General features: G+C 31.5%; 14 protein-coding genes. 9 read left to right on the top strand and 5 right to left on the bottom strand.

Annotated features, from left to right (window positions below; all coding sequences use genetic code 11):
* The first annotated feature begins 105 nt into the window (after window positions 1–105).
* A complete protein-coding gene (locus BXY80_RS07260; RefSeq protein ID WP_120200601.1) occupies window positions 106–492 on the top strand; it encodes a hypothetical protein in 387 nt (128 codons plus the stop codon).
* Between the two features lie 42 nt (window positions 493–534).
* Here the strand turns inward: BXY80_RS07260 and BXY80_RS07255 are convergent, their stop codons facing one another.
* From BXY80_RS07255 to ychF, 4 genes are all read right to left on the bottom strand, one after another.
* Complete coding sequence (locus BXY80_RS07255; RefSeq protein ID WP_120200600.1) at window positions 535–3,198, bottom strand: DNA gyrase/topoisomerase IV subunit A; 2,664 nt, start codon at window positions 3,196–3,198, stop codon at window positions 535–537.
* Complete coding sequence (locus BXY80_RS07250; RefSeq protein ID WP_120200599.1) at window positions 3,195–3,677, bottom strand: hypothetical protein; 483 nt, start codon at window positions 3,675–3,677, stop codon at window positions 3,195–3,197. The genes BXY80_RS07255 and BXY80_RS07250 overlap by 4 nt, the downstream gene beginning before the upstream one ends.
* The gene (locus BXY80_RS07245; RefSeq protein ID WP_120200598.1) at window positions 3,667–5,532 is read right to left on the bottom strand and encodes a DNA topoisomerase IV subunit B; all 1,866 of its coding nucleotides are present in this window, start codon (window positions 5,530–5,532) and stop codon (window positions 3,667–3,669) included. The genes BXY80_RS07250 and BXY80_RS07245 overlap by 11 nt, the downstream gene beginning before the upstream one ends.
* 143 nt (window positions 5,533–5,675) lie before the next feature.
* Complete coding sequence (gene ychF, locus BXY80_RS07240) at window positions 5,676–6,770, bottom strand: redox-regulated ATPase YchF (protein ID WP_120200597.1); 1,095 nt, start codon at window positions 6,768–6,770, stop codon at window positions 5,676–5,678.
* A gap of 118 nt (window positions 6,771–6,888) precedes the next feature.
* Here ychF and BXY80_RS07235 point away from each other — a divergent pair, with 118 nt between their 5' ends.
* Window positions 6,889–8,367, top strand: coding sequence for a carboxypeptidase-like regulatory domain-containing protein (locus BXY80_RS07235; protein ID WP_120200596.1), 1,479 nt, complete (start codon window positions 6,889–6,891; stop codon window positions 8,365–8,367).
* A gap of 63 nt (window positions 8,368–8,430) precedes the next feature.
* Here the strand turns inward: BXY80_RS07235 and BXY80_RS07230 are convergent, their stop codons facing one another.
* Window positions 8,431–8,784: a 4Fe-4S dicluster domain-containing protein gene (locus BXY80_RS07230; protein WP_120200839.1), complete on the bottom strand. Its 354-nt coding sequence runs from the start codon at window positions 8,782–8,784 to the stop codon at window positions 8,431–8,433.
* A gap of 76 nt (window positions 8,785–8,860) precedes the next feature.
* Here BXY80_RS07230 and BXY80_RS07225 point away from each other — a divergent pair, with 76 nt between their 5' ends.
* The 7 genes from BXY80_RS07225 to BXY80_RS07195 all read left to right on the top strand — a co-directional run bounded on the left by BXY80_RS07225 (window position 8,861) and on the right by BXY80_RS07195 (window position 14,287).
* On the top strand, window positions 8,861–9,919 hold the full coding sequence (locus BXY80_RS07225) for an acyl-CoA reductase (protein WP_120200837.1): 1,059 nt from the start codon (window positions 8,861–8,863) through the stop codon (window positions 9,917–9,919).
* 76 nt (window positions 9,920–9,995) lie between these two features.
* A complete protein-coding gene (gene serC / locus BXY80_RS07220; protein ID WP_120200595.1) occupies window positions 9,996–11,060 on the top strand; it encodes a 3-phosphoserine/phosphohydroxythreonine transaminase in 1,065 nt (354 codons plus the stop codon).
* A gap of 123 nt (window positions 11,061–11,183) precedes the next feature.
* A complete protein-coding gene (locus BXY80_RS07215; protein WP_120200594.1) occupies window positions 11,184–12,134 on the top strand; it encodes a D-2-hydroxyacid dehydrogenase in 951 nt (316 codons plus the stop codon).
* Between the two features lie 108 nt (window positions 12,135–12,242).
* Window positions 12,243–12,878 carry a DUF937 domain-containing protein gene (locus tag BXY80_RS07210; RefSeq protein ID WP_120200593.1) on the top strand — a complete coding sequence of 212 codons (636 nt, stop codon included), beginning with the start codon at window positions 12,243–12,245 and terminating at the stop codon, window positions 12,876–12,878.
* Window positions 12,879–13,002: 124 nt separating this feature from the next.
* On the top strand, window positions 13,003–13,434 hold the full coding sequence (locus tag BXY80_RS07205; protein WP_120200835.1) for a DUF6146 family protein: 432 nt from the start codon (window positions 13,003–13,005) through the stop codon (window positions 13,432–13,434).
* A 26-nt stretch (window positions 13,435–13,460) separates the two neighbouring features.
* The gene (locus BXY80_RS07200; protein ID WP_120200592.1) at window positions 13,461–13,955 is read left to right on the top strand and encodes a DUF6787 family protein; all 495 of its coding nucleotides are present in this window, start codon (window positions 13,461–13,463) and stop codon (window positions 13,953–13,955) included.
* The gene (locus BXY80_RS07195) at window positions 13,955–14,287 is read left to right on the top strand and encodes a hypothetical protein (protein ID WP_120200591.1); all 333 of its coding nucleotides are present in this window, start codon (window positions 13,955–13,957) and stop codon (window positions 14,285–14,287) included. The genes BXY80_RS07200 and BXY80_RS07195 overlap by 1 nt, the downstream gene beginning before the upstream one ends.
* Window positions 14,288–14,322: the final 35 nt, after the last annotated feature.

The following is a 14,322-nucleotide window of genomic DNA, read 5'->3' as shown; positions in this document are numbered from 1 at the left end:
CTTTTAACATTTATAAGTAATAAGCTACATCTTCAATTTTAGTTAAATAAAACATTTTGCAAGTATAAAAACAATGAATCTTGTAGTTTTGCACAAACTATTATTATGCGATTTTTATTTACTACTCTACTCCTCGTTTTATTTACTAATTGTTATACACCTGAACGCAATTGTAATGATTTTAAAACAGGAACTTTCGAGTTTACATATACTATAAACGGCGTAGAAAAAACTGGCCGTTTTACAAGGACAAATGATTTAAATATTGATTACTACGAAAACACTATTGATACTGCATCTGTACGTTGGATAAATGATTGTGAGTTTATCATGAAAAAATTGCATCCTAAAAACAAATCTGAAGAAAAAGCAATTCACATGAAAATACTTAGCACTACAAAAAATTCGTATGTGTTTGAATATAAACTAGCTGTTAAAGATCCTTACAAGAAGAATAATACAGAAAGAGGTGTTGCAAAAAAAATCAACTAATTATAGACTTAGGAAACGTATAACCTTTTTTTAAAAAATTATTTAAAACAATGTAATCTGACCTTCGTCATCAATATCTGACTCAGGAGGCAACTCTCCATTTGATGATTTCTTATCGTCAGAAACCTCAGCTTGTGATTGGCTTACTGTTACATTTTCTTCATCTACAACTTCAATTTCTTCAGCAGGAACTTCTTCTGGAGCTTCATAAGGCAAAGGTTCTAACAAATTAACCTGGTTAATTTTTTCTTTAGTTAATTGATTTCCTAAAGCAGATATTCCTTTTACTGCAATAAACTCTTCTAGATTAACCGTTTCATTATCTTTTCTATCCTTTCCTCTTTCTTTGGTATATTCAATCTCAGCCATTGGTTTCCAGTCTGTAGAAACAATTTCTAATTGCGATTTTGGATGGTCAGAAATAAAAGTTTCTTCTTTACCTTCATTTTCTATAAGAAAACGTTTTACATAATAACGTTCTTTTTCGCCATCATAATAAATTGCAGAAATTGGTTTTTTAGGAATCCACTTTTCTAGCACAATCATGTTATCATCAAAACGTGTTGTAATTTCTGGCAGAATTGTTTTTACATGTCCAGATTGCGTTATGATTAAAAGGCGATCTTCTCCTCTAAATTCTCCAATTAATTCGCCTCGCTCATCTACATTTAAGCGCTGCACAGTATCATCAAACCATATTTTACGAGGCTTAAGTGTCGATACGCCTTTTTCTTTAAGTTCAACTTTTTTAATTGAATATTTTGTAACCACGTTACCTTTAGAAGCACGTCCTTTAATAAGAATCTCTGCAAAATCTAAATCCCATTTTAGTTTTTTAACACTTCCTACTTGCCTTAAGTGAATTGTAATAACCTCAGCTTCGCCATTTGGGTTTGCAGAAAAATACCAAACTTTAGAACTTTTATTTCCATTAGTTAAGTCGTATTCTTTATCACGTGTAATTGATGTTACGGCAAAACGCTTTACATACGAAGCACCTTTGCTTCCGTCACGATAAATCATATTATAAATAGTACGCTTATCTTTCTTTTTAAAGACTGCTACGTGAATAATACCTTTACCTATAAATGTTTTACTACCAACTTTAGTAACCATCATCTTACCATCATTGGTAAAAACAATAATATCATCTATATCACTACAATCGCATACATACTCATCACGACGCAATGATGTACCTATAAAACCTTCTTCTCTATTTACATAGAGTTTTGTATTACGTATTACAACTTTTGTAGCATCAACATCATCAAAAGTTCTAATTTCTGTTTTACGCTCACGACCTTCTCCATACGCTTTCTTTAAACGTTCAAAATAAGCAATAGCATAATCAATTAAGTTTGCTAAATGATGCTTAATCTCAGCTATTTGCTCTTCTAACGCATCTATTTTCTGCTGCGCTTTGTCTATGTCAAATTTAGAAATACGTTTGATTCTAATTTCTGTTAATCGAGCAATATCATCATCAGTAACAGTACGTTTTAAATGCTTTATATGTGGCTGAAGCCCTTTATCTATAGCTCGTATAACGCCTTCCCATGTTTCTTCTTCTTCAATATCACGGTAAATTCTATTCTCAATAAAAATGCGTTCTAAAGAAGCAAAATGCCATTGCTCTTCAAACTCATTTAGTTTTATTTCTAGCTCGCTTTTTAAAAGTACAACTGTGTTGTCTGTAGAACGACGCAACATTTCTGAGACACCAACAAAAAACGGCTTATTATCTTCTATAACACAGCCTAAAGGCGAAATAGATGTTTCACAATTGGTAAATGCATATAAAGCATCTATTGTTTTATCTGGTGAAATTCCTGAAGGCAAATGCACTAAAATCTCTACATCTGCAGCTGTATTGTCTTCAATTTTTTTAATCTTAATCTTTCCTTTATCATTCGCTTTTAAAATAGAATCTATTAAAGATGATGTATTTGTAGCAAAAGGAATTTCTGTAATAGCAAGCGTGTTTTTATCAGATTGAGAAATTTTTGCTCTTACACGAACTTTTCCGCCACGCAAACCATCATTATAATTGGAAAAATCTGCAATTCCTGCAGTTGGAAAATCTGGAAGAATTGTAAAACGTTTTCCTTTTAAATGCTTTACTGAAGCATCTATAAGCTCAATGAAATTATGAGGTAGTATTTTAGTAGATAAACCAACAGCAATTCCTTCGCCTCCTTGAGCCAACAATAACGGAAACATTACCGGAAGGTTTACAGGTTCTTTTCGACGACCATCATAAGAAGCCTGCCACTCGGTAATTTTTGGGTTATACACTACATCTAAGGCAAATTTAGACAGACGTGCTTCTATATAACGTGAGGCTGCTGCTCTATCGCCTGTAAGTATATTTCCCCAGTTTCCTTGCGTATCTATTAATAAGTCTTTTTGACCTATTTGCACCATGGCATCTGCAATACTTGCATCACCATGCGGATGATACTGCATCGTATGACCAACAATATTTGCAACCTTATTATAACGACCATCATCTAAATCTTTCATAGAATGCATAATGCGTCGCTGTACAGGTTTAAAGCCATCTTCGATAGCTGGTACTGCACGCTCTAAAATAACATACGATGCATAATCTAAAAACCAATCTTTATACATACCAGTAACTCTGGTAATGGTTTCTTGATTATCATCTTGTTCATTTATCAAATCGTCGTTATCTTCAATCATTTGCTATTTTTTCTATTAGCCTTAATCATCTTACTTAATGATTGTCTTATATATTTTCTTTTTCTTCTTGAAACCAATGTTACGTTGAATTTCATTTTTCTCACCTCATCACTAGAATCTAAAACATTTATAATAAGTTGTTTGTATATAATATAATTATGAAACTTAAAAGACAATAAACGTTCTTTATTAAATTCTAATTTATACTCTCTATGCCTATGTTTATCAAAAAATAGTAAGCCTTTATTGATGACTACTACTTTAACTCCATCGCTATCATACTCGAAATACTTAGATACTGTATGAATAAAATATAATAAACCAACAAACACAAAAGCCACAATAGCAAATGAAAGTACAGTATTGCTGGTTAAATTCCTGAATGCTCTAAATACTGTTGCAAAAAAGATTGTAGCAATTATAAGTACAAAGTACAGAGAAAGGATTATATTTTTTACTGTGGCATTATTAGTTCGCATGTTCTTCTTCTACTATATCTAATTCCACTTTAAGATTGTTGATTATAAATTCTTGGCGTGTTGGTGTGTTTTTACCCATATAAAAAGATAGCAACTCTTCAATAGACATATCTTTATCTAACATTACTGGGTCTAAGCGTATGTCTTCTCCTATAAAGTGTACAAACTCATCTGGCGAAATTTCTCCCAATCCTTTAAATCGAGTGATTTCAGGTTTTGGTTTTAACTTACTAATTGCTTCTCTTCGCTCTTCTTCAGAATAACAATAAATAGTTTCCTTTTTGTTACGAACTCTAAACAAAGGTGTTTGTAAAATATATAAATGTCCTTCTTTAATGACTTCAGGAAAAAATTGTAAAAAGAATGTTATGAGTAGTAATCTAATATGCATTCCGTCAACATCGGCATCTGTTGCTATTACTACATTATTATAACGCAAATCTTCTAAAGATTCTTCTATATTTAAAGCTGCTTGTAATAAATTAAACTCTTCGTTCTCGTACACGATTTTTTTACTTAAGCCATAACAGTTTAAAGGCTTTCCTTTTAAACTAAAAACCGCTTGTGTATTCACGTCTCGTGATTTGGTTATACTACCAGAAGCCGAATCTCCCTCAGTAATAAACAAGGTTGTCTCAAGATTTCTTTCATTTTTAGTATCTCCAAAATGCACTCGACAATCACGCAATTTTTTATTATGTAGATTAGCTTTTTTAGCTCTATCTTTTGCTAACTTACGTATACCAGAGAGTTCTTTACGTTCACGCTCTGCCTGAAGAATTTTGCGTTGAATTTTTTCAGCAGAATCAGGGTTTTTATGTAAAAAGTTATCTAATTGTGTTTTTAAGAAATCATTAATATATGTTCTAACAGTTGGCAAATCGCCTCCCATATCTGTTGAACCTAGTTTCGTTTTTGTTTGACTTTCAAAAACGGGTTCCATAACTTTAATAGCTATGGCACAAACAACTGATTTACGTATATCTGAAGCTTCATAGTTTTTACCATAAAATTCTCTAATGGTTCTAACCAAAGCTTCTCTAAATGCTGCAAGATGTGTTCCTCCTTGTGTTGTGTTTTGTCCGTTTACAAACGAATGGTATTCTTCACTATACTGCGTTTTACTATGTGTTAAAGCGACTTCTATATCATCACCTCTTAAGTGAATGATTGGGTATAATAAATCTGACTCATTAATATTTTCTGATAACAAATCTTTTAACCCATTCTCACTATAATATTTTTCACCATTAAACACAATGGTTAAGCCCGGATTAAGATACACGTAGTTTTTGAGCATCTTTGCCACATACTCATTACGATACTTGTAATTTTTAAAAATGACATTGTCAGGAATAAAGGATACTTTGGTTCCTTTACGACGTGATGTATCTTCTAATAATTCTTCATTTATTAAGTTGCCTTGTTCAAACTCAGCTGAAGCCGATTTACTATCACGTGTAGATTCTACTCTAAAAAAAGATGACAAAGCATTTACTGCTTTGGTACCAACTCCATTTAAACCTACTGATTTTTTAAAGGCTTTAGAATCATACTTTCCTCCAGTATTCATTTTAGACACTACATCTACAACTTTCCCTAGAGGAATACCGCGTCCATAATCTCTAACAATTACTTTAGCACCTTGTATTGAAATTTCAATAGTTTTTCCTGCTCCCATGACATACTCATCAATCGAGTTGTCTAAGACCTCTTTTAGTAGAATATATATACCATCATCTGGTGACGAACCATCACCCAATTTACCAATATACATTCCTGGACGCATACGGATATGCTCTTTCCAGTCTAGCGAGCGTATATTATCTTCGGTATATTTGGTTTCTTGAGACATAAAAGCGAGAAAAAATTAGAATAGGATGCTAATATAACATAACGCTATAAAAAATAAAATAGCCAAACGCCAAGGTTATTAACAATAAAAAGCCAATGTTGTTGAGAACATTGGCTTTTTAATTTAAACGAAATATATCTTAGTTATACATTAAACAAGAAATGCATCACATCACCATCTTTAACGATGTAATTTTTACCTTCAACTCGCATTTTACCAGCTTCTTTAACTTTAGCTTCACTACCTAAACTTACATAGTCATCATAAGCTATAACTTCTGCTCTAATAAAACCTTTTTCAAAATCTGTATGAATAACTCCAGCTGCTTGAGGAGCAGATGCTCCTATATCTACGGTCCAAGCTCTAACTTCTTTAACTCCAGCTGTAAAATATGTTTGCTGATTTAATAATTTATAAGCTGAACGGATTAATTTTGAAGAACCTGGCTCATCTAAACCTATATCTTGTAAAAATAGTTGACGCTCTTCATAATCATCAAGTTCATTAATATCTGCTTCTGTACCAACTGCTAAAACTAAAACTTCAGCATTTTCATCTTTTACAGCTTCTTTAACTTGATTTACATAATCATTTCCAGAAACCGCAGCGCCTTCATCTACATTACAAACATACAATACTGGCTTATCAGTAATTAATTGTGATGGCTTTACATAATCATTATAATCATCTTCACTAAACTCTAAAGCTCTTACTGAGATTCCAGCTTCTAAACCTTCTTTAAGTTTCAATAAAACCGACTCTTCTTTTTGCGCTTCTTTATTCCCTGTTTTTGCAGCACGTTTAACTTTATCAAGCTTCTTTTCTACAGTTTCTAAATCTTTAAGCTGTAATTCCATATCAATAGTCTCTTTATCTCTAATCGGATTTACATTACCATCAACATGAACTATATTATCATTATCAAAACAACGCAATACGTGCAAAATTGCATCAGTTTCTCTTATATTTCCTAAGAATTGATTTCCTAAACCTTCACCTTTACTCGCTCCTTTTACCAAACCTGCAATATCAACGATTTCAACCGTTGCAGGCAATACACGCTCTGGATTAACTAATTCTTCTAGTTTTTGAAGTCTCGTATCAGGCACATTTACAACACCAATATTTGGTTCTATAGTACAAAAAGGAAAGTTAGCACTTTGCGCTTTAGCATTAGATAAACAATTAAATAAAGTCGATTTTCCTACGTTTGGTAATCCTACAATTCCAGCTTTCATAAATAGTAATTTTGCGAGTGCAAATGTAGTTAATTATCTTGTTGTTTTAAATAAAAATCACATCAGTTATCGTAACAAAACATGACCATCTTCGTCTCTATATTATATACCATCAATTATGAAAACATATTTATCCGTATGTGCATTTTTTATATGCATCTGTTTTTTAAATGCTCAAGAGATTGTAGGAACAATTAAAGACCATGTCACTAATGCGCCTATTCCATTTGTAGCTGTGCAAACCGCAGAATTTAAGGGTGTTATTTCTAACGAAGAAGGTGTATTTGTTATTAATTTAAAAGATATCGACTCAAACACTATAGAACTTACATGTTTAGGCTATCAATCTTTAACTTTAAGTACTAACGAACTTAAGAACTTAGATTACAATATACAATTAACACCAGCAATAAATGAATTAGGAACGGTATATCTATCTAATACCAAACCTAATGTTGATTCTATTATTTCAAAAGTAAAAAATAAGCTGAAAACAAATTACAAAAGTGATTCATTAAGCTATAATTTCTTTTATAGAGAAACATCTTATATCGATTTTGACAATCTTAACCTTAAAGTAAATAAAGCTTCTCATTTTAAAAAACGTCAATTAATTGAAGCCAATGAAAAACTAAATAGAATGTCTAATGAAATTATGAATGGCAATTTTGTATACTTTACAGATTATAGCGGCAATCTAAAGGTCATGAATAATGAACAACAAAAACTAAACATCGAAAAGGCAACAAAAATCATCAATTCTAATAAAAACATATCATTAGATAATATTCAGGAAAAAGCGCAAAATATTGTATTAAGATATTTAGATACAACAAAAACCTACAAACTAAAAACTGGTTTATTTAAAGTTGAAGACTCTATGTCTTTAGCCAATGACGATAACAAGAATGATAATCCAAATGAATTAGATATTAAAAACTTAAGAAAAAACACGAGCTCCACTCTTAGCAAATCAAAACTAGGTAGCAGTAGTATGCTAATAACAATATTGAATACTGACAATTACCAATACACATTAAAAAATGCTAGTTTCATAAACAACGAAATGGTTTACTTAATCGAGTTTGAACCAAAACGTTCTCGAGCACATTACACAGGAAGCATATATGTTTCTGAAGACTCATATGCTATTCTAAAATTGGATTATCGATATGCAAAAGGGAAACGTGGCGACAAACTCAACCTAAGACTTATTTTAGGAGTTAAGTATATTGAAAATGTAAGTGAAGGCACAATTATTTATAAAAAGAATAATGAAGACTTTTATGAACCTCGATATATTAAAATTGAATCTGGAGAATATTTCTACATCAATAGACCATTAAAGTTTATTGAAAATAGCACAACTAGAAATAAAACTGCTTTTAATTTTAAAATTGAAGGACAAACTAGGCATCGTGAAGAGCTTTTGTTTTCTAACATAAGTAAACTAGACACTTCTGAGTTCAATACGTTTAAGGAAAATAAAACAATAACATTTGAAACCCTTCGCAAATACGATGCAAAGATATGGAGCGATAAAGAAACACTTGCTCCAACTACAGAGCTTAAAACCTTTGATGCTGAAAATGAATAATTAAAAACAAAATCCCAAGCGTAAGCTCAGGATGTATAGTTATATTCTAAAACTATTTATAGACTAACCATCTGGATGCATAAAACGTTGTTTTCCTAATAAAACATCTTCTGTCTCTACATGGTCTTCATCAGGCACACAGCAATCTACAGGACATACAGCAGCACATTGAGGCTCTTCATGAAACCCTTTACATTCTGTACATTTATCTGGTACAATATAATAAATCTCATCACTTATTGGTTCTTGTGTTTCATCTGCATCTACAGTTTTACCATTAGGCAAAACCAAACTACCTTCTAAACTTGTTCCGTCTTTATATCTCCAATCATCAGCACCTTCATATATAGCCGTATTAGGACATTCTGGTTCACAAGCTCCACAATTAATGCACTCGTCTGTTATTATAATTGCCATAGTAATTTTTCGTTTTTGTTTGCGTAATTTTGCAGTTGCAAAAATAGAGCCAAAACCTTTTATAACCAAACTAAGAATGGATTTACAACAAAGAATTAACGCATTTGTAAAATTAGGTGATTTTCTAAGTCAATTTAGCAGAGAAAATATTAAAAAAAAAGATACTGTAGTACATAACAATTTATTCTTTGACGGATTTATTCATCAAATAAAACTAGCTCAAGAACATAACGGCTGGTTTACAAAAAAAAATGTATTATTTGCAATTGAAGGATGGTCTAAACAACTGAATAATAACAACATTAAACTTTGGTTAGATAAGTATAACTTTAATAATGAAGATTTTAAAAAAGTCGCTATTATCATGGCTGGAAATATTCCGTTAGTTGGTTTTCATGATTTTCTTTCGGTTTTAATTTCTGGACACTCAGTTTTAGTAAAACAATCTTCAAACGACAAACAACTACTTCCCTTTTTAGCAAAATATTTAGAATATGTTGAACCTAAATTTAAAGGAAAAATTGAATTTACAGAAGGTAAGCTAGAACATTTTGATGCAGTTATTGCAACTGGAAGTGATAATACAGCACGTTATTTTGAATATTATTTTAAAGACAAGCAATCTATAATTAGAAAAAACAGAAACTCGGTAGCGGTTTTAACAGGAAAAGAAACAGAAGACCAACTTAAAAATTTATCTGAAGATATCTTTAGATATTATGGTTTAGGTTGCCGAAATGTTTCTAAACTATTTGTTCCAAAAGACTACAATTTTGATGCTTTTTTTAAAGCAATGTATGATTGGAACCCTATTATTAATCAGGCAAAGTATGCTAATAACTACGATTATAACAAAGCCGTTTATTTAATGAGTGAATTTGATATGTTAGAAAACGGTTTTTTAATGATAAAAGAAGACGAGAGTTTTGCATCGCCAATAGCTACAGTATTCTACGAGCATTATACAAACATTGAAGAATTAAAAATGAAGCTGACTTCATTAAAAGACAGCATACAATGTATAGTTTCAGATGGTTTTAGTGATTCGGAAATTCTTTTCGGACAAACACAACAGCCAAATCTTTGGGATTATGCAGACGATGTAGACGCCATAGATTTTTTGTTAAAAATTTAGTTGATAAATTATCATATTATTACCAATCTTTTTACCAAAAATTAGCACCTTTGCAACTGTTAAAAACAACTACAAAATGAAAAAACATAATTTTAGTGCTGGACCATGTATTCTGCCTCAAGAAGTCTTACAGAAAGCTTCAGAAGCGGTTTTAAATTTTAATAATGATAACTTATCTTTATTAGAAATATCACACAGAAGCAAACCATTTGTAGATGTTATGGAAAATGCTAGATCGTTAGCATTAGAACTTTTAGGCTTAGAAGGTAAAGGCTATAAAGCTTTGTTTTTACAAGGAGGCGCAAGCACTCAATTCTTAATGGTAGCTCTTAATATGTTAGAAAAAAGAGCTGGATACTTAAACACAGGTACTTGGAGCGACAAAGCTATTAAAGAAGCTAAAATTTATGATGATATTTACGAAGTTGCTTCATCTAAAGATGCTAACTTTAACTATATTCCTAAAGGTTATGATATTCCTACAGATTATGATTATTTTCATTGCACATCAAACAATACCATCTTTGGAACTCAAATGAAAGCGTTTCCAAACTCACCTATTCCAATGGTGTGTGATATGAGTAGTGATATCTTTTCGAGAGAATTAGATTTTTCAAAGTTTGATTTAATTTATGCTGGAGCTCAAAAAAACATGGGACCTGCAGGCACTACTTTAGTTGTTGTAAAAGAAGACGTTTTAGGAAAAGTATCACGTAAAATTCCATCAATGATGGATTACAAAATACATATAAATAAAAGCAGTATGTTTAACACGCCTCCAGTATTTGCTGTTTACGTTTCTATGTTAACAATGCAATGGTTAAAAAACTTAGGAGGCATTCCTGCTATTGAAAAAGAAAACGACAAGAAAGCACGTTTAATTTATTCTGAAATAGACTTAAACCCATTATTTAAAGGTTTTGCTACTAAGGGAGATCGATCAAACATGAATGCCACATTTACATTGGCAAACGAAGATTTAAAAGAAACTTTTGAAACTATGGTAAAAGAAGCAGGAATAAATGGTCTTAATGGCCACAGAAGCGTTGGTGGATACAGAGCGTCAATGTATAATGCAATGCCTTTAGAAAGCGTAGGTGTATTAGTAGATGTAATGAGTGAATTAGAACGAAAAGCATAAAACTAGATTGCAGTAAATAGTAGTAATCTTAATGCTTACAGAAACAAAAAAACTATAATTTTAAGTTAAACTAATAATTGTTCATTGAACTTTTAACTTTTAACTTTTAACTTTTAACCTTATATGAAAGTATTAGCAAACGACGGAGTTTCACAAAGCGGAATTAATGTATTAGAAAACGCAGGTTTTGAAGTTTCAACAACAACCGTGGCACAAGAGCAATTAATTAATTATTTAAACGAGAATCAAATAGATGTGCTACTAGTAAGAAGCGCAACAACTGTTCGTAAAGAGTTGATTGACGCTTGCGATAACTTAAAAGTTATTGGTCGCGGTGGCGTTGGCATGGATAATATTGATGTGGAGTATGCGCGCAGCAAAGGTAAACACGTAATAAACACACCAGCAGCATCTTCGCAATCTGTAGCAGAATTAGTATTTGCTCACTTATTTGGTGGTGTTCGTTTTTTACACGACTCAAACAGAAATATGCCATTAGATGGCGATACGCGATTTAAGGCCTTAAAGAAGAATTATGCAAAAGGTATTGAATTAAGAGGTAAAACCCTCGGAATTATTGGCTTTGGAAGAATTGGACGTGAAGTTGCAAAAATAGCTTTAGGTGTTGGCATGAAAGTTATTGCTAGTGATAAATTTGTAGGTAAAGCCGATGTTAAAGTTGAGTTTTATAATGGTCAGTTTATAAATGTAGAAATTGAAACAGAACCAATGAAAGATGTTTTAAGACATGCCGACTTTATAACGCTTCATGTGCCAGCTCAAAAAGATTATGTTATTACTGAAAAACAATTTGACTTAATGAAAGATGGCGTAGGAATTGTAAATGCTGCTCGTGGTGGTGTAATTAATGAAGTAGCTCTAGTTAAAGCCCTTGAAAGTGGCAAAGTAGCTTTTGCAGGTCTTGATACTTTTGAAAGCGAACCAACTCCAGCAGTTCAAGTTTTAATGAACGGAAGAATTTCTTTAACGCCACATATTGGTGCAGCAACAAACGAAGCTCAAGATAGAATTGGAACAGAATTAGCAGACCAAATTATTAGCATTCTAAAATAGTTTCGTCCAAAATGTGACCAAAACAAAAAAGATGAGTCCTATAATTATATGGGACTTTTTTTGTATCTTAAAGTCCGATTTTATTAACCTTTATATATATAACAAACTATGGCAGGAATATTAGATTTATTAAACAGCGACTTAGGAAAAACAATTATTAGTGGTGTAGCAGGCTCTACTGGTCAAGATCAAAATAAAACAGGTGCGCTTTTAAGCATGGCATTACCCGTTTTAATGCAAGGCATGAAACGTAATGCTTCTACTCCTCAAGGCGCAGAAGGTTTAATGGGAGCTTTAAACAAGCATGATGGAAGCATTTTAGATAATCTTGATGGATTTTTTGGTGGTGGTGTTGATGATGATGCTGTTAATGATGGAGGAAAAATTCTTGGGCATGTATTAGGAAATAAACAACAAGGTGTTGAAAAAATATTAAGTCAAAAATCTGGAATAGATATGGCTTCTGTTGGAAACATACTTAAAGTCGCTGCTCCAATACTTATGGGCGTTTTAGGAAAACAAACAAAACAACAACAAGTACAAAGTCCTTCAGGTATAGAAAATGTATTAGGTGGTCTCCTTGGAGGAAACTCCGCTAAAGAAGAACAAAGTTTCTTAGAGAAAATATTAGATGCAGATGGTGATGGAAGTGTTATAGATGATGTAGCTGGAATGGTACTTGGTGGCGCAAGCAAAAAAAGTGGTCTAGGAGGTTTGTTAGGAGGTCTTTTTGGAGGAAAATAAAATTACACTCTAAATATTGATATTAACGCCAAGCAATTTGCTTGGTGTTTTTTTTATGTTAAAAAGACTGAATTACAAGATATTATGGAATGATTTTTGTAACTTTAAAACAAAAGATGCTGTCATGAAAACTTTACTATATATGTTATTAGCTCTCACTGTTCTTGTTAGCTGTAATACAACTCAAGATGTAGTCTCTAATTCGTCTTCAGAAACAATAAATGAAGAAGATACTATAAAAATAACCAGTGATGAAACTGAATATGAAATTATTATTATGGAGCCAGGTTTTGGTTATTGGTTAAAAAGTACTGCAAAACCAGAAGGCTACTACTCTCAACAATATTTAGAAACTAGAAACAGACTATTAGTTAACGAGTGGAATTTGCGTGCAACACAGCCAAACTTATACAATCCTGACATGTATTTATTTCCAATAGATTATAATTCTACCACAGATTATGGTTATGATGTAAACTATAAGCTTTACAATTACTTTGTATACTTTCAGTTAAAAAATAAAATAAGATTAAGCAATTTTATACCTAGAATTTAAAGTATATTTGCATAGCAAATTTAGCTATGAAAAGTTTTAAAGAACGCTGGGAAATAAAACATAATTGGCAATTAATGTTCCCCATTATAGGCTGCATTATTTTAGTCTATTCAGCATATAAACTAGCCAAAACAATTACTCATTCTTATAATATTGTACTTACAATAATTACAACAGCTTTAATTTTCTTTATACTCTTAAAGTTTTTTCTATTTCTATTTAAAAAACTAGAAAACAAATGGGTTGTAAACCAAAGATGGGAAATGATTCGCATTTTCATGGTATTTGCAATCACAGGATCATCATCGGTTTTTGTTGGTAGACCAATAATTAAATTACTAGGAATTACTAAAGAAAACTTAAACATAGTTGTCTATTGGTTTTTATATATTATTATTGGACTCATTTTTTACCAAATATTACTTGTATCTTTTGGATGGTTGTTTGGTCATTTTAAATTCTTTTGGGAATTTGAAAAAAAAATGCTCAAAAGATTTGGTTTAAAACGCTTTGTAGAATAGTGCAAAATTTAAAACAACATATTATATTTAAAATTGCAACACTTGCTTTAGTGTTTGCTCTTTTAACGCCTTCTGTTGTTAAGTTTTGGCACCTTTTTGAGCATCATAAACATGAAGTATGTCTAGGAGAGTATCAAGATCACTTACACACTTTAGACATTGATTGTGATTTTTATAAATTCAAACTAAATACGCCTTTTACTTTTAGTGATTTTGATTTCGTTTTGTTTTCTACTGAAGATAATCATCAAATCAACACATCTCAATACTCATTTTTAAGCAACTATCAAAAGCTGCATTTTTCATTAAGAGCTCCACCATATAATAGTTAAGATTTTAAAACTGAATATAAAATTCAGCACATTTA

Source organism: Ichthyenterobacterium magnum, assembly GCF_003610635.1.
Taxonomy (GTDB): Bacteria; Bacteroidota; Bacteroidia; order Flavobacteriales; family Flavobacteriaceae; genus Ichthyenterobacterium; species Ichthyenterobacterium magnum.
Note: the sequence above shows the minus strand (reverse complement) of the source record. Positions and strands in the feature narration are given on the sequence as shown.

Excerpts from the sequence above, each read along its gene's own strand:
- BXY80_RS07200 (WP_120200592.1), top strand. The coding sequence starts at position 13,461 with ATGAAAAGTTTTAAAGAACGCTGGGAAATAAAACATAATTGGCAATTA.
- BXY80_RS07215 (WP_120200594.1), top strand. The coding sequence starts at position 11,184 with ATGAAAGTATTAGCAAACGACGGAGTTTCACAAAGCGGAATTAATGTA.
- BXY80_RS07250 (WP_120200599.1), bottom strand. The coding sequence starts at position 3,677 with ATGCGAACTAATAATGCCACAGTAAAAAATATAATCCTTTCTCTGTAC.
- BXY80_RS07260 (WP_120200601.1), top strand. The coding sequence starts at position 106 with ATGCGATTTTTATTTACTACTCTACTCCTCGTTTTATTTACTAATTGT.
- BXY80_RS07225 (WP_120200837.1), top strand. The coding sequence starts at position 8,861 with ATGGATTTACAACAAAGAATTAACGCATTTGTAAAATTAGGTGATTTT.
- BXY80_RS07235 (WP_120200596.1), top strand. The coding sequence starts at position 6,889 with ATGAAAACATATTTATCCGTATGTGCATTTTTTATATGCATCTGTTTT.
- ychF (WP_120200597.1), bottom strand. The coding sequence starts at position 6,770 with ATGAAAGCTGGAATTGTAGGATTACCAAACGTAGGAAAATCGACTTTA.
- BXY80_RS07205 (WP_120200835.1), top strand. The coding sequence starts at position 13,003 with ATGAAAACTTTACTATATATGTTATTAGCTCTCACTGTTCTTGTTAGC.
- serC (WP_120200595.1), top strand. The coding sequence starts at position 9,996 with ATGAAAAAACATAATTTTAGTGCTGGACCATGTATTCTGCCTCAAGAA.
- BXY80_RS07255 (WP_120200600.1), bottom strand. The coding sequence starts at position 3,198 with ATGATTGAAGATAACGACGATTTGATAAATGAACAAGATGATAATCAA.
- BXY80_RS07245 (WP_120200598.1), bottom strand. The coding sequence starts at position 5,532 with ATGTCTCAAGAAACCAAATATACCGAAGATAATATACGCTCGCTAGAC.
- BXY80_RS07210 (WP_120200593.1), top strand. The coding sequence starts at position 12,243 with ATGGCAGGAATATTAGATTTATTAAACAGCGACTTAGGAAAAACAATT.
- BXY80_RS07230 (WP_120200839.1), bottom strand. The coding sequence starts at position 8,784 with ATGGCAATTATAATAACAGACGAGTGCATTAATTGTGGAGCTTGTGAA.